We start from the raw sequence: 18599 nt of genomic DNA, 5'->3' as shown, positions 1-18599 counted from the left end.
GCAGACAAATATTGCTATTGTTGTTAGCGCTGTTATTTGCAGGCTGCGGCTTCCATCTGCAAGCTATGGTGCTGTCACAACCTGACTATTTATACCGGATATGGTCTGTCGAAGCCGGCTTGCCGCAAATATCTGTTACCGCCATAGTGCAGGATCAGCAAGGTTTTCTCTGGCTGGGTACACAAAATGGCTTAGCCCGGTTTGATGGCGTGCAGTTTACGGTGTTTAACACCGCCAATACCGCGGCTTTGTCATCTAATCTTATTAGCGCCTTACATTTCGACGCACAGCAGCGGCTGTGGATAGGCACTGCCAACGGGCTAATATTGCACGATGACGGGCAGTTCAACCGGCTGGATCTGGCCAGTCCGCTGCAAGGGGCTGTATCAGGCTTTGCTGAGCGTGCTGATGGCAGCATGCTGGTGGGCGCCGACAGGTTGTATCAGTGGCAACAACAGCAGTTGCAGCCGGTGGCAGAACATAAGGGGCCGGTATTTCAGTTGTATCAGCAACAGGACCAGGTGTGGATTGGCGGCCAGCATGGCTTTGCCGTGTTATCCGGTGAGAGCTATCAGTGGATGGCGGCGCCGAAGGAGCTGCCGACGCTGCAAATGACCGAAATTGCCCGTGTTGGCAGCACCTTGTATTTGGGCACTAATCAGGGGTTGTACAGCTGGAAAAATGGCGTATGGCAAGTGTTAAGCTTGCCCGGCCAGCCGGCAGACAGCCGCATTGAATTATTGTACCAGGACCCGCAGCAGCAACTTTGGGTAGCAACCTATGGAAAAGTCTACCGGTTGGAGCATGGGCAATTGCTGGAAGCTGATGTTATCCAAGCCGCTGATGACTTTGTCTGGATTGAAAGTATGCTGCAGGACCAGCACCAAAACCTGTGGTTGGGCAGCCGGACCCACGGTTTAAAGCGGCTGCGCAAAGCCGTAACCCAGCGCTTCAGTACTGAAGCCGGCTTACCTGATCCTTACACTTGGGCGGTGCAACCCTGGCGCCAGCATATGTTGGTGGGCACCAGTAAGGGTTTGGCGCTGCTGCAGCATGGGCAATATCAGGTATTGCAGGCTAATCAGCAGTTGCCCGACCTTTTTGTCTACAGTATGTTACCGGACAGCCGGCAGCACTTATGGGTAGGCACCCGCGCGGGCTTGAGCCGGTTGGATGCGGACAGCCTGGCTTGGCAGCGTAACTACGACAGTATTTCATCCTTGCTGGTAACTACCCTGGCCGAAGAGGGAGAGCGTATTTGGGTTGGCACCAACGGTGGCCTGTACTATATACAGCAGGACGGGCCACAACAAAGTGAGCTGCAACAACAGGGACTGCCGCAGGCGTTGTTACAAGCCCGGGTGCGGATTGTGTTGCCGGACAGTGCCGGTCGTTTATGGGTAGGTACAGAAAACGGCTTGTATTTACGCACAGAACACGGCTTTAACCGGCTGGATAATATGCCACTGTCGGGCAGTTTTATCAGTGCTGTTACAGAATTTGCCGACGGCAATATTTTGGTAGGCAGCTTTGATCAGGGTTTTGTGCTGGGGCAGCCCGGCAACTGGCGCTGGTTTAGCCAAAAAAATGGTTTACCGGGCAATGGTGTTATGCATGCAGTGAAGGTTGAGCAGCATTTACTGATCAGTAATTTCCAGGGGTTTTATCGTGTCGATTATGCGGCGTTAGCGCGTGGTAAAGTAGACAAGTTATATATGTTGGTGGACGACAGAAGGCCGGAAGCCGCCAGCGACTCGCATCGCTGTTGCAACGGGGCCGGCAGCAACAAGGGTGCTGTACATCAGGGCCGGATCTGGTACCCGACATTAGATGGTGTGGTTAGCTTGCCGTTGCAGCAATTGCTGCATCACGCACCGGTGCCGGCAGCGGTGGTAAAAAACCTGACCACGCAACAACAGCAATACAGCGGCAGCGACGTGGTAGTGGCCGCCGCGCAACGAGATTGGCACTTTCGCTTTACCGCGCCTTATTATGTGCAATCTTCCTCACTACAGTTGCGTTATCAGTTGCAGGGTTATGAGAGTGACTGGGTAGAGGGCGGCAACCGGCGTGAGGCGTTTTACACCAACTTACCGCCGGGCAAATATCAGTTTCGCGTGCAGGCACGCCAATCGGCAGATTATCGCTGGAGTGAGGCGGCAGTGATGTCGGTTCGCTTGCCGCCACACTGGTACGAAACCTGGTTAGCCAAAACGCTGTTGGCGGTGTTGATATTGTTGTCACTTCGGGCGCTGTATCGCTGGCGTTTATCTGCGCTGGCTCATGCCGGCCATGAACTGGAGCTGCAGGTTGCTCAACGCACAGCAGAGCTGCATCTGGCGAATGAGAAACTGCAGCAAATGAGTATGCAGGATGCGCTTACCGGCTTGTATAACCGGCATTATCTCGACAGTAATATTGAACAGATTTTATCACGTACCGCCCGTAGCGGCGGATTACTGACGCTGGCCTTGCTGGATTTGGACCACTTTAAAAGTATTAATGATAAGTTAGGGCATCAGGCCGGCGACGTTATATTAAAGCAGGTGGCGGAGATTGTCAGACAAAGCAGCCGCAGTGCCGACCATTTAATTCGTTGGGGCGGTGAAGAGTTTCTGCTGATCCTGGAGCACAGCGATGATGTGCCTCGTGCCTTACAGCGTGTGTTGCAGGCTATTAAGCAATATGACTGGCAGCAGTTGCAGTTAACTCAGAGCCTGACGTGCTCTGTCGGTGCAGTCAGCTTTAGTGCTACTGCCAATTGGCAACAGCAACTGCAATGGGCTGATCAGGCACTGTACTGGGTTAAACAGCACGGCCGTGATGGTTATTTACTGCTGCTGCAAGGACAAACATTGCCGGATAATACCGGGCTGGCGGCACTGTTAAGTGATGGATCGGCGCAAGTTCACAGCGACAAACTGCCGGTGGCCGGTTGAATGCATTTTGCGGCACATCACGGATTTGGGTATAGTCCGCTTTCAGATGAACAGGGCCGGAGAGTAAAATGGATACACTGGGTGCAGTCACACTAGTCAGAAGTGTGTCAGAGCAGCGCTGTGCGGTAACCCTGGTAACCACCCTGGTGAATTGGCTCAGTTACAATGGCTTAGGTGTAGACCATGCCCAGCGCCCGGCAAAATTACGTGATGCTCTGGAGACTAACCCCAAGCACGCTGCCGCGATCAGCGAGGTGTTGTTTAACTGGCTGGGCGAGGTAAATATTTACCCCGCGTTGGTGAATTTGGGTATTTTTTCCCGCCGAGGCTTTTTTCGTGAAACGGCGTCACGCGTTTATGAGCGGTTAAACCCGGCACCGCGCGATCAAAACGATTTTAAAGATGTGTTGGTGCAAATTTTTAACGGCAAACCGGAAGCCATATGGTTGCAGGATGGCGGTAGCGAAGCCATGCTGGGTTGTTTTGATGCGTTGGCCGCCAATTGTGACGCTGCGACGCTGCGTAAAATGCAGGGCCATTTCCGCGAAGAAAGCCTGTATGCGCTGGAAATGCTGGCTATTTGGGTTGCAGCTGAAGAAATTGAACCGGATCTGATGCGTCTCGACCGGCGTTTAACCAGCCTGGACTCGCCCTTTATTGCCCTTAGCCGTGAAATGAACTTGTTTGTTGAAAGCGGCAAGCAGCAATTGGCAAATCCGGAGTTGGCGCTGCTGGACACCGCGCATTTAGATGTGATGATGCAGCAATCACGCGAGCAGGTAGAGCGTTTGCGTCGTCGTGGTGCCGGGGTGGGTAGCTCGGTGGCGGTGGCACATTTGCTGGAGCGGTTAGAGCAAACGCTGGACCGGATAGACTTGCTGGTCGATATGCTAATTAGTGAGCCGGCCGTGCAGCGGCAAAAGCTATTCAGTTTATTCAGCACCCTTATTCAGGCCAGCACCGAACAAAACAGTATCAGTGCGCTGTGGCGCAGCAGCACCCAGATGCTGTCAAAAAGCATTACGGTGAATAAAAGCGGCCACGGCGAGCACTATATTACCCGCGACAAAAGCCAGTTTTTCGCGCTGATGCGCTCGGCTGCCGGTGCCGGAGTGATTATTGCCTTAATGGCGCTGCTGAAAATTTATATCGACAGTCTGGCGCTCAGCCCGTTTCATCGCGCGGTGTTGTTTAGTTTAAATTACGGCCTGGGTTTTGTGTTGGTGCATATGCTGCACTTTACTATTGCCACCAAGCAACCGGCGATGACCGCTGCCAGCTTCGCTCAGGAAGTTGAGCGTGGTGAAAACGGCCGCGCGGTAAACCGCAAACTGGCCGCGTTGTTAATTGACGTAAACCGCTCGCAGTGGGCAGCGGTGTGGGGCAACGTCAGCAGTGCAATTTTGCTGGCTGCCTGCATTGCTGTGGCGGCCTTACTTATCCGCGGTGAGCCGTTGTTAAGTGCAAAAATAGTGGCGTACCAGCTTAACGCTATCTCACCATTGGCCGGTTTGGCGTTGATGTATGCGGCTATTGCCGGGCTTTGGCTGTTTTGCGCCGGTATTATCGCCGGTTTTTTTGACAACCGCGCTAACTGCCTTGAACTACGCCTGCGCCTGTTGCATCACCCGTTGCTGAAAAAGCTGCTGCGTGACGCACCACGGCAAAAGCTGGCCGACTATGTGCACGATAACTATGGCGCTCTGGCCGGCAATTTCTTCTTTGGTGTGCTGCTGGGTATGACCGGCTATATCGGCTACTTAACCGGCTTGCCGCTGGATATCCGCCATGTGGCGTTCTCATCCGCTAACCTTGGCTACAGCGCGGTCAGCGGTGAAATTGGCGTGCTCAGTTTCTTGCTGCATCTGCTGTTTGTGCTGCTAATCGGCTTTGTTAACCTGTGGGTGAGTTTTACCCTGGCGCTAACCGTAGCGCTGCGTGCCCGCGGTACCAGCATCAGCCGTTTGCCGTTGCTGCTGAAAAGCCTGTGGGAGCAAGCGAAACAACAGCCGTTAAACCTGTTCTTTCCGGTTAATGCCATTAAGCAGACAATGGCGGAAGAGGGCGTAAAAGCGGAAACAAAAGCTGACAAGGCCATAGCACAAGACAAGTAGCGTAGGGTGGTATTACGCCATTGGTGGCCTGTGGTAAAATGGCCGCCTTTATCTGCGTAATCCGGAGTACTTAGTGTCAGCATTAGCCAGTTTATATCCGCAGCCGTTATGGCAATGGTTCGCGCAAATTTGTGCCATTCCCCACCCATCCAAACACGAGCAAGCGTTAAGCCAACATATTCAAGCCTGGGCGCGTGACAAAGGCTTAAGTGTACTGGAAGACAAAGTGGGCAACCTGATCATTAAAAAGCCCGCCACAGCCGGTTTTGAAAACCGCAAAACCGTGGTTATTCAGGCGCACCTGGATATGGTGCCGCAGAAAAATTCCGACAAAGTGCATGATTTCACTAAAGATCCGATTGAAGCCTATGTTGACGGCGACTGGGTAACCGCTAATGGCACTACCCTGGGCGCTGACAACGGCATTGGTATGGCGTCGGCGCTGGCTATATTAGGCAGCAGTGAGATTAAACACGGCCCGTTGGAAGTATTGTTGACCATTGATGAAGAAGCCGGCATGACCGGTGCCTTCGGCGTCGAGCCGGGTATGCTGGAAGCGGAAATTCTGATCAATACCGACTCCGAGCAGGAAGGCGAAATCTATATGGGCTGCGCCGGTGGTGTCGATGCCGAATTTAGCGTAGCAGCACAGTGGCAGGCTCCTTCTGACGGAGTAACAGCATTTACGTTAAGCTTAACCGGCTTAAAAGGCGGCCATTCCGGGGTAAATATTCACCTGGGCCGTGGTAATGCCAATAAGCTGCTGGCGCGGTTTTTAGCCGACAACGCCACAGCACTGCAACTAGCGGTAGCGGCGTTTAACGGCGGCTCATTACGCAATGCTATTCCGCGTGAAGCCAGCGTAATCTTAACGGTACCGGCGGTAAAATTGGCGCAGTTGCAGCAGCAGGTTGCTGAGTTTGAAGCGTTATTAAAGCTGGAATTAGCAGCGGTAGAACCGGCCTTAAAGTTAAGCCTGAGCGAAACCACGTTACCGGCACAGGTCCTCAGCGCCAACGCACAGAGCACCTTAGTTAACCTGCTAAATGTATGCCCCAACGGTGTAATGCGGATGAGCGACGAAATCGCCGGTGTGACCGAAACCTCACTCAATATGGGCGTGATCAGTACCAACGCTAACAGCATTCAGGTGCTGTGCTTAATCCGCTCGTTAATCGACAGCGGCCGTGAGCAAATCGAAAGCATGCTGAGTTCACTGGCGCAGTTAGCCGGGGCAGAGGTAAAGTTCAGCGGTGCTTACCCGGGCTGGAAACCCAACCCGGACTCGCCGGTAATGGCGATAGTAAACCAGACTTACCGCGATATTTACCAGAAAGAGCCGGTGGTGATGGTTATTCACGCCGGTTTAGAGTGCGGCCTGTTTAAAAAGCCGTATCCGGAGATGGATATGGTATCGATAGGCCCTACTATCCGCTTCCCGCATGGCCCGGATGAAATGGTGAATATCAAAACCGTTGGCCAATATTGGGAGTTGCTGTTAGCGGTGCTGGAGCGGATACCGCAGCGCGGTTAAGTTCTGCTGGGGAGGATACGCACTGTCTTTTCAGTGCGTACTTCGAAGGGCTTTCTAAGAGCAGGCGATGTGTGAATCGATTTTTAAGTAGTGGTGTTGAAAATACCTAAAGGTACGAAGTCATTAAGTCAGCTACCGTTAGAGTTGACTTAGTTTTCTTCTGCAGTGTAACGTCATCGATGGATAATTCATGCTCTATAATGCTCTCGGAACGGAGGTTTCTTGCCTGATAAAAAATGGATTCTTGATCTCGATGACATCCACAATCGTGCAAACGAGATAAAAAACAGCAAAGCGGAAAATTTTATCTCGGATGGACTTGAGTATGTTCTGCGTTTCTATGACATCATTAACTTTGATTTTCGCTATGAAAGGGCATTTTTACGTGCCAGACATGTAGAAAATGGGCAACCTTATACACACACCTCAGAAATCTATTATCCACCTCCGCATCGCACCAAACCTGGCAGGTTAAATGAGGCGGGTTTTCCTTTTTTATATCTGAGTCTTACATTAGATACTGCTTTAACAGAAATTGGTGCTCAAACTGGGGATATTCTGCAAATTAGTGCATACAGACCCAAAGACAGGCCAATAAAAGTTGGCGTTATTGGTGAGAAGTATAGGGCTTCAAGAGGGGCAAGCGGATTCTTACCTCGAGAAGTTACAAAAAAGCTGTTAGATATCGTTAATGAACTGGAGAGAGAAGACAGAAAAAAAGCTTTCGCCTACTTATATCCAGATTTATTTTTTGATGAAATTTTGAGAGATCCTGAAGCCAAACAATCTGAATATCTTCATTCCAGGATACTGACCAAGCTAATCTTCGAAAAACAGAAAGATTTAGATGGAATTGCTTACCATAGCGTTGCCAGCTATGGAAACAAGAATATCGCGCTTCCCGCCTGCAAAGCTGATGAGTTATTGGGGCTTGAAAACACAGTACTTGTTAAAGTAAAGAAATCATATTCTTATGGTCTACACGATGTGGCTTTCTTGAAAGCGCCGAAGGATATTCGTCTAAATGGCGACATCATTTGGTAGCTACCAAAGCTGATGTCCAGAATATGCCCTGTTATATGTTGTGCATTAACTACCGATAGTGCTGACATTATTCACCTTCTGTGTAATACGTTGCCTGCTATTTTGTACATGTTCTGTCTTCTGTACAAGTTCAATGCTTAAGCCTATACTTGTGCTGTTTAAAGTACATGTTGAGGCGCTATGAAAGTTGTATCTTTTACCGAAGCCAGAAATAGCTTAAAAGCCGTGCTGGATGCTGTGGTTAATGACGCTGATACCACCGTGATTACGCGGCGTGACGCTGAAGATGCGGTGGTTATGTCATTAGATTACTACAACAGCCTGATGGAGACAGTGCATTTGCTGCGATCGCCTGCCAATGCTGAGCATTTGCAGCGCTCTATTGCGCAGTTCAAAGCGGGCAAAGTGAAACAGCAAGAGTTAGTGGATGAGTAGTAGGCTATTGTCATGGACAGATGAAGCCTGGCACGACTACCTGTATTGGCAGAGCCAGGATAAAAAGACGCTGAAACGCATTAATAAACTGATTAACGATGCGAAGCGCAGCCCCTTTGACTGCATTGGTAAACCCGAGCCGTTAAAAGAGAATTTATCCGGCTTCTGGTCGCGCCGCATTGATGACACCAACCGGCTGGTCTATGCGGTTGACGATGCTGCATTAACCGTTATTTCCTGCCGTTATCATTACTAGAGTCCGCTGAAGCAAATCAAAGGTCGTAACCCTGATGTGCTCACCGCAGCAACTCCCTCGCCGCTGGCGCGCTCAGTCAGACACTCTGCGGTTGCGCTAACAGGGTTGCAACCTTTAGCGGTCTGGTTGTGTGTAGCTTGCAGTGACTCAGATTTGCCAAGACGAGGGATTTCGGATCCTGGCTAATCGTTAACGCTCAGCCAATCATAGCAATATGCGACCAGAACCCTTTTGCACAGCCACAGAGTGTCTGAGTCGGCACGAAAGTGCCGGCGAGTTGCTGTGGCGAGCACAAAAGGTGTTGTGGTGAAAGCATCTTGCGGTGTCGTTAACTCCGGCTTAAATCAGCCTTTTTGTGCCAGCAAATAATCCAAGGCGCCTACCACAGCCGCTACCTGCGCCTGAATACATTGCTCCGGCGTGGCGCTTGGGCTATCCGGGTATACTTCTGTAGTGCTAACCAAGGGCGCATCGGTTACGCTGGCGCATAAACCCAGACTGGCTTTGGCGTAGTTAATTACACCCGGTTGCTGCATCGGCTCGCCAATTAACTTACCGTCCTCGTCCGCTTCAGCAATATGGGTTACTTTGGCCACGCTGTCGATAATGGCTTTTTGCAAGGCCGGGCAGGGGTGTTCGGCATCATCTACCGTGTAGTAACCATCAGGGATATTCCAGTTTTTGTTCACCGTGCCATCGCGTGCGGCTTTGGCCGGGCGAAACTCGCTGTTATCCGAGTCTGTGGTTTCATGTAAATCGATATGCAGCGCAAAGTGGGTACTCAGGCCGGCTAAGTACTGTCGCACCTGCTGTGCTTCAGTGGCTTTGCCGTTAGCGTCAAAGCTGCGGTTAGGGTCTATCGCCTTAGGGTTCCAGCGATTTATTGTCTCGTAACCCCAGGGGCTGATACAGGGCAGCACCAATACGTTAACTTTATTGCTGTAAGCCTGTGCCTTGGTTTGCAGAAAACGCAGCGCACCATGTACGCCGCTGGTTTCATAGCCATGTACACCACCGCTCACTAAAATGGTCGGTTTATCGCTTTGCCAGTTACGGCTTTTTACCGCAAACAACGGGTAGGTTTTACCGCAAACCGCTTGATAGGGCAGCTCGCCGTATTGTTCAACATCAAAATCGTTTTTAAGCGCTGTTATAGCCGGTAATACTTCGTCAAAAAAACTGCGCTTAAGTTGTTGTTCGCTGAGCCACTGTGTTTTTTCGGCTTCACCCCAGGGCTTACCGACAGTGCCGATATGGTAAATTTTTTCCATTGTTGTTCCAGTAATAAAGGCTGCCGGCAGCAGCGTAAAATATAATGTCACTATAACATTGAACCCGCAGTGACAGCCATGTTACTGCGTTTAACGCAACTGATAAGCAGTTTAACGCGACAGTAATTTAGTTAGCTTGCTAAGTATTTTTGCGGGTGTACAATACTTAGCAAGCTAACTAATTTATAGGCATGTAATGACCGATATAACAAACCTGACAGAAATGAAAGCCATGCTTAAAGTGCCGCTGGGTAACCAGATTGGGCGGGTGCATCGCCTGTGGCGCAGTGCTATAACCGCGGCAGTGCAATCACTGGATATGACAGAATCACGCTGGACAGCAATGTTACACCTGAAAATGTTGGGCGAAGGTGCTACCCAGCAAGCGCTGGCGCAGGAGTTAGGGATTGAGATGCCGTCGTTAACCCGCACGCTTGGCCAACTGGTTGAACTGAATATGCTGGAACGGCGGCCACACCCGACCGACAAAAGAGCACACTGCCTTTATTTTACTCCTGCCGGCCAACAAACACTGACTAAACTGATTGAATGCACGATGCAGATCAGGCAGGCGTTGTATCGGGATTTAACACCGGCTGCCGTACAGCAGCTGATGCAGACGCTGGACCTGATGGAGCGCAACGCCCGAACTTTACTGGCCACAACATCAGCGGCCACCGCAGTGGAGGATAGCCTATGACACCGGATCAGGTTTTTAAACGCTGGGTGCACGGCGCAATCGTCGTCTTTGTTGTCGCCTTTGTGTATTTTATTGTCGCCGATATTTGGCTACCACTCAGTGCCCAGGCCAGGGTGATGCACCCGGTCGTGGGTATTGCGCCGGACGTGAGTGGTCAGGTAACACAGGTGCTGGTGCAGAATAATCAGCAGGTTAAAGCCGGTGACATTTTATTTAGTCTGGACAAGCAAAGCTACCAGTTAGCGGTGGATAAAGCTGAACTGGCGCTGGAGGCCGCGCAGCAGGAAAATACTCAGCTGGACGCCTCAATTGCCTCGGCTCAGGCCAGTGTGGCGGCGTATCAGGCTCAGGCCGATGAACTGGGGCTGGAGGTTAAGCGGCTGCAGCAGTTAATTGGTTCACGTAACGTGTCGCAGCAGCAACTGGATAAAGCGGCGGCCAATTATCAGGCGGCGCTGGCACAGGTTGACGCGGCTAAAGCGCAGGCTAATGAGCTGGTGGTACGCCGGGGCGAGCCGGGCGAGGCTAACTTACTGTTACGCCAGGCCGCTAATACACTGGCGAATGGGCGGCTAAACCTGCAGTACACCGATGTGCGCGCTAAGGTAGACGGTGTGATGACCAACCTGCAGTTGGTACCGGGCAATTACGCGACAGCCGGTAAAACGCTGGCTGCACTGGTGGCAAATGATGCCGACATTATTGCTGATTTTCGGGAGAAATCGCTGACTAGAGTTAAAGCCGGCACAGCAGCCAGTGTGATATTTGATGGCTTGCCGGGGCAGGTATTTGCCGCGACGGTGCGAGCTATCGATGCCGGTGTAAAAGATGGTCAGCTCAGTGCTGACGGCAGCCTGGCGAACCCGGAAAGTTCGGATCGCTGGGTGCGTGATGCGCAGTATTTACGCTTACACCTGACACTGGATGACAACGACGCGGTGTTGGCCGCGTTGCCTACCGGTGCCCGCGCGACTGTGCAGCTTTACCCTGCCGCAGGCCCGGCGCGTTGGTTGGGGCAGGCGCAGGCACGCTTTATCAGCCTGTTGCATTACATCTATTAAGGGGCAAAGCATGTCTTCGCCCGCCAGTGTTACTCACCCAAAACTGCAGCTGAGCAGCAATGATGTCAGGCAGTGTCTGCGCATTGCCTTTGGCGGCACACTGGGTTTTGTCGTGTGCAAACTGATGGACTGGAACTACGGCACCTTTTTTGCCGTGAACCCGATGCTGCTACTCGGGCTGGTGCCGGTATTAAATGCGCATGTGGTCCGTCAGTTTATTGCCGGTATTTTGTTTGTCAGTGTCAGTGTGTTACTGGTGCAGGGGCTGTTTGGCGACAAACCGGGCCTGATGACATTGCTGGTGGTTCTGCAGTTTGGTTTTTTATTTCGTTGTATGACACAAGGCGTATATTTTTTGTTTGGTGCCACCACCCTGGTAGGCTTGTCGATGCAGCTGCATTTTGCCAGTTATCCGGCACCGCTGACCCATGTTGGCGATATCGTGATGTCGAATCTGGTGGCCGGCATTTTTACGTTATTGGTCACGTTTTTAATGTACACGCTGTTTCCGGATACCTCAGCGCGCGCTGCTCGCCAGATGCCGGCTAAACCGCTGAGCAACCAACGCCATGAAGTGATCCTGGCAACAACGGTGGCAACCCTGTCGTTTCTCGTATTTCAAAGCTTTGATCTGATTGATTCGCTGTCGGCGCAGGTCGCCTCGGTACTGGTGTTGTTTCCGCTAAACTGGCACGGCGCCGGCAAAGCCGGCTGGAACCGGGCTATTGGCACCCTGGTCGGCTGCAACGTCGGGCTGGCCATTCAGCTTTTGCTGTATAGCCATTCGAATATTTTGCTGTTTGTCACTCTGGCGATGTGGATCAGTATTATGCTGTTTGCCCGGCACCATATGTTTGAAGGCGGCCAGTCTGGCGCGGGTTTTGGCGCCATGACAACGATGGGGATTTTATTCGGCCAGTACCTGACGCCACAAAGTGATCTGGTGTACAGCGCTTTGTACCGTTTCAGTTCAGTCGCTATTTCGGTGGTTTGTACGCTGATTGCGGTGTATCTGATGCATCAGTTGTTAAACCGTTTTGCGGCCACACGCTTGCAGTTATCCTAACCTGTTATGCTAAACAAAAAAGCCCCATTCAGGGGCTTTAGCCGGCTCTGCGGCTTATTGCAGGTGGTCTTTTAACTCACGACCGGCCTGGTCCAGTGCGTCTTGCACTGCCGGCACATCGCTTAGCACGTTCAGCAAGCCAAAGTCATGGATCATACCGTTGTAACGCACTGTGGTAACGGTTACACCCGCATCGTTCAGGTGGCGGCCATAGGCTTCACCTTCATCACGCAACACGTCCATTTCGGCCGTCTGAATTAATGCCGGTGGCAAGCCCTGCAACTGGGTTTTGGTTGCACGCAGGGGTGAAGCATAAATCTCGTTACGCTGCTCCTGCGACGTGGTGTAGTTATCCCAAAACCACTGCATCATATTGCGGGTTAAGAAATGGCCATCGGCATAAGTATGGTACGAGCTATTGTTAAAGCCGGCATCGGTGACCGGCCACAGCAGCAGCTGGAATTTCAGCTTTGGTGTGCCTGCTTCTTTTGCTTTCAATGCCACTACCGCCGCCATATTGCCACCCACACTGTTACCGGCTACCGCTAAACGGCTGCCATCAACGCCAATTTCTTTACCATGCTTTGCCACCCATTGGGTTGCGGCATACGCCTGGTTAATTGCGGTTGGGTATTTCGCTTCCGGTGACGGGGTGTAATCAACATACACTGCCGCTGCACCAGAGCGCTGCACTAAATCACGGATTAAACGCTCATGCGTTGGGAAATCTCCCAGTACCCAGCCACCACCGTGGAAGAACATAAAGGCCGGTAAGGTGACGGTGCTGCCTTGTGGTTTTACAATCACCAGTTTAATGCTCTGGCCGTCAACATTTATGGTTTTTTCGCTGACATCGGCTGCCGGCAAAACCGCACCTTGCTGAGCACCCGCCAGCACAGCTCGGGCATCTTTAGCTGATAACTGCTCCAGAGGTTTACCGCCACCCTGAGCTAAGGCAGTTAAAAAGCCCTGTGTTTTCGTTTCAACACCCGGTGAGCCGGCCGCCATGGCGTTACCGATACTTAATGCTAACAGGCTGGCAGTGATTACAGTGTTTAGTGTTTTCATGATGGTTTCCTCAATAATTCAGTTAATTTAGCTTCAGTTAGGTTTGCTGTTTACACAGCTGTTATTTGTTAGTCGCAGTTGCGGCTTCGGCTATTAGTGCGGCGACTTTGTCCGGGTGTGATGTCATCACCACATGGGAAGCGCCCGGTACTTCAACGATGTTTTTTGCTTTAGCCCGCTGTGCCATAAATTTCATTGCCGCCGGCGGAATATTCTTGTCGGCGCTACCATAAATGCTCCATGACGGTACGGTATGCCAGGCCGGCAGGCCAGCGGGCTCAGTTAAGGCCAGCTCAGTGACCGGGCGTTGTGTCGCGGCCATCAGCGAGGCTTCTGCGGTTGGTACATCGGCTGCAAACTGTTCGCCGAATTTGTCTTGCTGGATATACAGGTCTTTATCACCGTCTTTTAATATCACCGGCGTGGCCAGTGTCGGGCCTAAAGTGCTGCCCGGGTAACGGCCGGATAATTCCAGCACTGTCTCACCCTGTTCCGGTGCGAATGCGGCAACATAGACCAAAGCAGTAACATTGGTGTTGTTCTGCACGGCGTTGCTGATTACCGCACCGCCGTAGGAATGGCCAACCAATACAACCGGGCCGCTGGTTTGTTTTACCACGCTGGCAACATAATCAGCATCGGCGCTTAAACTGCGTAGCGGGTTAGCAACGGCTACCACCGGGTAGCCTTGTTGCTGCAGATTAGCGGCTACGCCGTTCCAGCTGGATGATTCGGCGAAAGCACCATGTACCAGCACCACTGTTGGTTTTTCAGCAGCAAAAACAGCGCTGCTTAACGTTAATGCTGTGGTAGCAACAACAGCGGCGATATGGCGAAATTTAAACTTAGTCATCATGTATTCCTTTTCAGTTAATAATGTTTTGTTGGTTAACGTAATGCCTCAAGTGGCTTACTACTCAGCTGCAGTTCAGTTGCAAGCGTTAGGAGTATATTAAGGGGTCTGTTTTGACTTTTGGCGTCAAATTGTCTAAATTATGCTGCAGATAGTCTAATTGAGGTGATTATGGACAGGCTTTCAACCTTATTGGCGCAGTTTGGTATGCACGCTACAACTTTTTATGCCGGCACTTTTAGTGGTGAACTGGCGTATGATTCACAGGACCACAGTGGCAAGCTGTATTTGTTTAATACCGGTAAAGCCAGGTTGCATATAGCAAAGCAGGAGATTGTTATCAGCCGGCCCAGCCTGCTGTTTATTCCCCGGCCGTGCAAACACAGCCTAACTGCGGTGGCGGCCGACAATACTCAGTTGGTTAGTGCGGCGGTAAGTTTCGATGGCGGGCTGGATAACCCGCTAACCACAGCCTTACCTGACTATATGTTGCTGCCCGTTAGTGAGTTACCCATTTTGGGCGACAGCGTATTGTGGTTATTCAGCGAAGCTGCTGAACAAAACTGCGGTAAAAATGCGGTGTTAAACCGGTTGTTTGAGCTGGTGATGATTCAGTTGCTGCGTCATGTGATGAACAACCGCGTCGTTGCAAGCGGTATGATGGCGGGGTTGGCCGATTGGCGCCTGGCGCGGGCCGTAACGCTAATGCATGACCAGCCGCAAAAAAGCTGGTCGGTGGCAGAGCTTGCCAGTGCTGCCAGTATGTCGCGGGCCAGCTTTGCGGCGCAGTTTCATAAAGTGGTGGGTAAAACACCGGCGGACTACCTGCTAAGCTGGCGGGTAAGCCTGACGCAAAAACGGCTGCGTGAAGGTAAACCCATAGCACTGATTGCCGACGAAGTGGGTTATGACAGCCCGTCAGCACTGGCGCGGGCGTTCCGGCGTAAAACCGGCACCAGCCCCAGAGAATGGCTGCAACAGCAGTAGCGTCTGCTGCGTTATACCGGTTTGGGGCTATAGCCCACAGCCAGTTTATCCAGCGTTACTTCGCCAAAGCGTTGTAGCACCAGATTTTCAGCCTCTTGCAACACGTCATCAATGGCCAGGTTTACTGCTTTTTCTATCGGGCAGTGGTTGTGCTCGTCGGTTAAACCAATGGTAAATAACGTGCCTTCGCTCAGTGAGCGGTGAATGTCCAGCAAAGTGATGCTATGCAGCGGTTTGGCTAAGGTCCAGCCCCCGCCATGACCTTTTACCGCACTGACATAACCTTGCTCGCGCAACAGTGCCATAGTGCGGCGCACCACGACCGGATTAGTGTGCAGCATCAGCGCCAATTGGTCTGATGTAATGGCTTTCTGCAGCTGGTGCAAATGCACCAGCACGTGCAGCATGCGCGATAAACGGCTGTCTTTTCTCATGTTTTACTCTGTCAGCGCTGTATTGCAGACTATTCTACCGCAGTTTTAAGATACTTTTAGTGTTACAAGAGTTGTTTTCGCTTTTTATGTAACTTATGATGTTATTTAAGTTGGCTGTTTAACAGAGAAAGTGAGGAACTCAGATGATATGGGATGCAATAGTAGTGGGCGGCAGTTTTGCCGGTTTGTCTGCGGCAATGCAGTTAGCGCGAGGCCAGCGCCAGGTGTTGCTGATTGATGCCGGTGAACCGCGCAACCGTTTTGCGGCGCAGTCGCATGGTTTTTTTGCTGCCGATGGCGCAGAGCCTGGCGAGTTGCGCGGTCGCGCCTGGCAACAGCTTATGGCGTATCCGACAGTGCAGTTCAGGCAAAGCCGCGTTAACAGTGCAGAGAAGCTGGCCGATGGTAACTTCTTCCTCAGCGATGAAACCGGCACGCAATATCAGGGCAAAGCGTTAATTCTGGCAACCGGGCTTACCGACACCTTGCCAACTATACCGGGCCTGGCACAGCGCTGGGGCAAGTCGGTGATCCATTGCCCGTATTGCCACGGCTATGAGTTTCGTAATCAGCCGATAGCGGTAATTGCCACCGGTGAGGCGTCGGTACATCAGGCGGCAATTCTGCCGGACTGGGGCCCGGTAACCTATTTCAGCCAGGGACAGTTTATGCCGGATGCAGAGCAACTGGCGTTGCTTAAGCGCCGTGGCGTAACACTGGAGCATAGCGCCGTAACCGCGGTGGAAGGCGAAGGTTTTGATATCAACCATATGCTGCTGGCAGATGGCCGGCGAGTGCCGGCAAAGGTGGTGTATGTGGCACCGAAAACCGCCTTCGGCCACACTTTGGCGCAGCAACTGGGCTGTGAGCTGGAGCAAGGGCCGCTTGGCGCATACATTAAAACCGATGCCATGCAGCAAAGTTCAATCAGCGGTTTGTTTGCCGCCGGCGATATGGCCAGCCCGATGCATAACGGCATGTTGGCGGCGGCTGCCGGAGTTAAAGCCGGTGCCGCAGCTCACCGCGTGCTGATGTTGGGCTGAGTTACTGCAAGGTCCGCTTTGTATCCGGCGGATATACGCCTATGCTTATTCTGTCTATAAAAACAACAGGATGACGTAGTTATGTTAAGAAAGCTTAAGATTGGTAAGCGGCTGGCGGTAGTTTTTACGTTAATGGTGTCACTCAGCGTTATAGTGGGTGGTGTGGCAATGTATCGTTTTTCTGAAACGGAAGCTAATTTACACAACATTGCCGATCGCCGCCTGCCGGCCTCCTTGCTGGTAGGTAATATGAATCGTGAGTTTTTATTAATGCGCTTGTACACGCTGAATGTGCTGTATGCCAACTCTGCGGCCGACCGGCAACAGGCGCAGGCAACTTTGCAAAGTGCGATGAAAAAATACAGCGAAGCTGAAGATAGCGCCGCGGCGTTCCATAAAACAGCAGCCGGTAGTGCTGTGTTTAATCAGGCCGTAACGGCTAAACAACAATATGATCAGTTGCACCGGCAGTTGCTGGCCTTCATGGAGCAAGGCCAGATAGAGCAGGCAGAACAATTTCGCCACCAGGGTATTGATGAGGTAGCGCGCAAAGTAACTGAAGCGCTGAGTGAGGTAGCCGCTTATCAGCAAACTACGGCACATCAGCAAGCAGAAAGTGCCAAGCACAGCATAGAACTTGCGACCAGCAATATGATTGCCATATTGGTGCTGGCAGTAGTGCTTGCGGTTGCACTGGGCTTGATGTTAAGCCGCAGTTTGGTGCGGCCAATGTCGGCGGCAGTGTCAATCAGTCAGCGAATTGCCGCCGGCGAACTTAACCAAAGCTTTGCTGATGATGAACCGGACGAAGCAGGAGAAATGATCCGCGCCATGGCGCAAATGCAGCAACAGTTACGCAAGACAGTGCATGAAATTAACCATTCGTCATCGCAATTGGCCGCCACCTCTGAAGAGCTGAGCGTGGTAACCGAGCAATCAAGCCGTATTTTGCATCAACAAAGTGAAGAGCTGGAGCAGGGCGCGACAGCGGTTACTGAGTTAACCACCGCCATAGAAGAAGTGGCACGCAGTGCAGCCTCTACATCGCGGGATTCCGAAATTGCCAATGATAAAGCCCGGCAGGGGCAAGAGCGGGTCAACCATACTATTCATACTATCCGCGCGTTGGATGGCGAGCTGCAATCGTCGCGTCATGGCATAGAAAAACTGGCTGACAGGGTTAAGGACATTGGCTCTGTATTGGATGTTATCCGCGCCATTGCCGAGCAAACTAACTTGTTGGCGTTAAATGCAGCAATAGAGGCAGCACGGGCGGGCGACAGTGGTCGTGGCTTTGCCGTGGTAGCCGATGAAGTGCGTGCTTTGGCCCATCGTACCCAGGAGTCGACTAAAGAGATTGAGCGCATGATGCATGCCGTTCAGGCTGAAACCCATAACACGGTAGAAAGTATGAGCAGCTGCAGTGGTAAAGCAACCGAAACATTACAGATTGCGCAGCAGGCCGGCGAGGCACTGCAGCTGATTGCTGAGGCTATCAGCCAAATCAGTGACCAAAACCTGACCATTGCCAGTGCAGCAGAGCAACAGGCTACCGTGGCACGTGAAGTGGATCGTAATTTGGTGAATATTCGCGATTTGTCGGTGCAAACTTCAGCCGGCGCCAACGAAACCCAGGCATCCAGCGCCGAGTTGGCGCGTTTGGCACAAAGCCTGAGCGAATTAATTAACCATTTCCGCGTCTAGTCACAAGCACGACGCAGTAAGAATAAACCGCAGTTGGCGTTGGCCGGCTGCGGTTTTTGTTGTCGGCCTTAAACCACCTCCTATGGAGGT

Annotated in this window: 16 protein-coding genes; 12 read left to right on the top strand and 4 right to left on the bottom strand. The window is 51.9% G+C overall.

Annotated features, from left to right (window positions below):
• Positions 1-65: 65 nt before the first annotated feature.
• The 6 genes from HRH59_RS09705 to HRH59_RS09680 all read left to right on the top strand — a co-directional run bounded on the left by HRH59_RS09705 (position 66) and on the right by HRH59_RS09680 (position 8322).
• Complete coding sequence (locus HRH59_RS09705) at positions 66-2939, top strand: ligand-binding sensor domain-containing diguanylate cyclase (RefSeq protein ID WP_173501073.1); 2874 nt, start codon at positions 66-68, stop codon at positions 2937-2939.
• Between the two features lie 68 nt (positions 2940-3007).
• Positions 3008-5053 carry a site-specific recombinase gene (locus HRH59_RS09700; protein ID WP_173501072.1) on the top strand — a complete coding sequence of 682 codons (2046 nt, stop codon included), beginning with the start codon at positions 3008-3010 and terminating at the stop codon, positions 5051-5053.
• A 73-nt stretch (positions 5054-5126) separates the two neighbouring features.
• Positions 5127-6587, top strand: coding sequence for an aminoacyl-histidine dipeptidase (locus HRH59_RS09695; RefSeq protein ID WP_173501071.1), 1461 nt, complete (start codon positions 5127-5129; stop codon positions 6585-6587).
• A gap of 222 nt (positions 6588-6809) precedes the next feature.
• On the top strand, positions 6810-7631 hold the full coding sequence (locus HRH59_RS09690; RefSeq protein ID WP_173501070.1) for an RES family NAD+ phosphorylase: 822 nt from the start codon (positions 6810-6812) through the stop codon (positions 7629-7631).
• Positions 7632-7811: 180 nt separating this feature from the next.
• A complete protein-coding gene (locus HRH59_RS09685) occupies positions 7812-8066 on the top strand; it encodes a type II toxin-antitoxin system Phd/YefM family antitoxin (protein WP_173501069.1) in 255 nt (84 codons plus the stop codon).
• Positions 8059-8322, top strand: coding sequence for a Txe/YoeB family addiction module toxin (locus HRH59_RS09680; protein WP_173501068.1), 264 nt, complete (start codon positions 8059-8061; stop codon positions 8320-8322). The genes HRH59_RS09685 and HRH59_RS09680 overlap by 8 nt, the downstream gene beginning before the upstream one ends.
• Positions 8323-8666: 344 nt before the next feature.
• Here the strand turns inward: HRH59_RS09680 and HRH59_RS09675 are convergent, their stop codons facing one another.
• On the bottom strand, positions 8667-9593 hold the full coding sequence (locus HRH59_RS09675) for a M14 family metallopeptidase (protein WP_173501067.1): 927 nt from the start codon (positions 9591-9593) through the stop codon (positions 8667-8669).
• A 196-nt stretch (positions 9594-9789) separates the two neighbouring features.
• Here HRH59_RS09675 and HRH59_RS09670 point away from each other — a divergent pair, with 196 nt between their 5' ends.
• The 3 genes from HRH59_RS09670 to HRH59_RS09660 are packed head-to-tail and all read left to right on the top strand — an operon-like array spanning position 9790 to position 12420.
• Positions 9790-10293 (top strand): MarR family winged helix-turn-helix transcriptional regulator, encoded by a 504-nt coding sequence (locus tag HRH59_RS09670; protein ID WP_218573492.1) that lies wholly within the window; start codon positions 9790-9792, stop codon positions 10291-10293.
• Positions 10290-11354 (top strand): HlyD family secretion protein, encoded by a 1065-nt coding sequence (locus tag HRH59_RS09665; protein ID WP_173501066.1) that lies wholly within the window; start codon positions 10290-10292, stop codon positions 11352-11354. The genes HRH59_RS09670 and HRH59_RS09665 overlap by 4 nt, the downstream gene beginning before the upstream one ends.
• Before the next feature lie 10 nt (positions 11355-11364).
• A complete protein-coding gene (locus tag HRH59_RS09660; protein WP_173501065.1) occupies positions 11365-12420 on the top strand; it encodes a DUF2955 domain-containing protein in 1056 nt (351 codons plus the stop codon).
• Between the two features lie 54 nt (positions 12421-12474).
• Here the strand turns inward: HRH59_RS09660 and HRH59_RS09655 are convergent, their stop codons facing one another.
• Together HRH59_RS09655 and HRH59_RS09650 are read right to left on the bottom strand one after the other, a co-directional pair.
• Positions 12475-13488 carry an alpha/beta hydrolase gene (locus tag HRH59_RS09655; protein WP_173501064.1) on the bottom strand — a complete coding sequence of 338 codons (1014 nt, stop codon included), beginning with the start codon at positions 13486-13488 and terminating at the stop codon, positions 12475-12477.
• Positions 13489-13549: 61 nt separating this feature from the next.
• Complete coding sequence (locus HRH59_RS09650; RefSeq protein ID WP_173501063.1) at positions 13550-14341, bottom strand: alpha/beta fold hydrolase; 792 nt, start codon at positions 14339-14341, stop codon at positions 13550-13552.
• A 171-nt stretch (positions 14342-14512) separates the two neighbouring features.
• Here HRH59_RS09650 and HRH59_RS09645 point away from each other — a divergent pair, with 171 nt between their 5' ends.
• Positions 14513-15328 (top strand): AraC family transcriptional regulator, encoded by an 816-nt coding sequence (locus HRH59_RS09645; RefSeq protein ID WP_173501062.1) that lies wholly within the window; start codon positions 14513-14515, stop codon positions 15326-15328.
• An 11-nt stretch (positions 15329-15339) separates the two neighbouring features.
• Here the strand turns inward: HRH59_RS09645 and HRH59_RS09640 are convergent, their stop codons facing one another.
• Positions 15340-15762 carry an Rrf2 family transcriptional regulator gene (locus HRH59_RS09640; RefSeq protein ID WP_173501061.1) on the bottom strand — a complete coding sequence of 141 codons (423 nt, stop codon included), beginning with the start codon at positions 15760-15762 and terminating at the stop codon, positions 15340-15342.
• Between the two features lie 143 nt (positions 15763-15905).
• On the opposite strand from HRH59_RS09640, the gene HRH59_RS09635 reads away from it, so the two are divergent.
• Positions 15906-16805: an NAD(P)/FAD-dependent oxidoreductase gene (locus tag HRH59_RS09635; protein ID WP_173501060.1), complete on the top strand. Its 900-nt coding sequence runs from the start codon at positions 15906-15908 to the stop codon at positions 16803-16805.
• Positions 16806-16886: 81 nt separating this feature from the next.
• Positions 16887-18509 carry a methyl-accepting chemotaxis protein gene (locus tag HRH59_RS09630; RefSeq protein WP_173501059.1) on the top strand — a complete coding sequence of 541 codons (1623 nt, stop codon included), beginning with the start codon at positions 16887-16889 and terminating at the stop codon, positions 18507-18509.
• Positions 18510-18599 lie beyond the last annotated feature (90 nt).

Source organism: Rheinheimera lutimaris, assembly GCF_013283795.1.
Classification (GTDB): domain Bacteria; phylum Pseudomonadota; class Gammaproteobacteria; order Enterobacterales; family Alteromonadaceae; genus Alishewanella; species Alishewanella lutimaris.
Note: the sequence above shows the minus strand (reverse complement) of the source record. Positions and strands in the feature narration are given on the sequence as shown.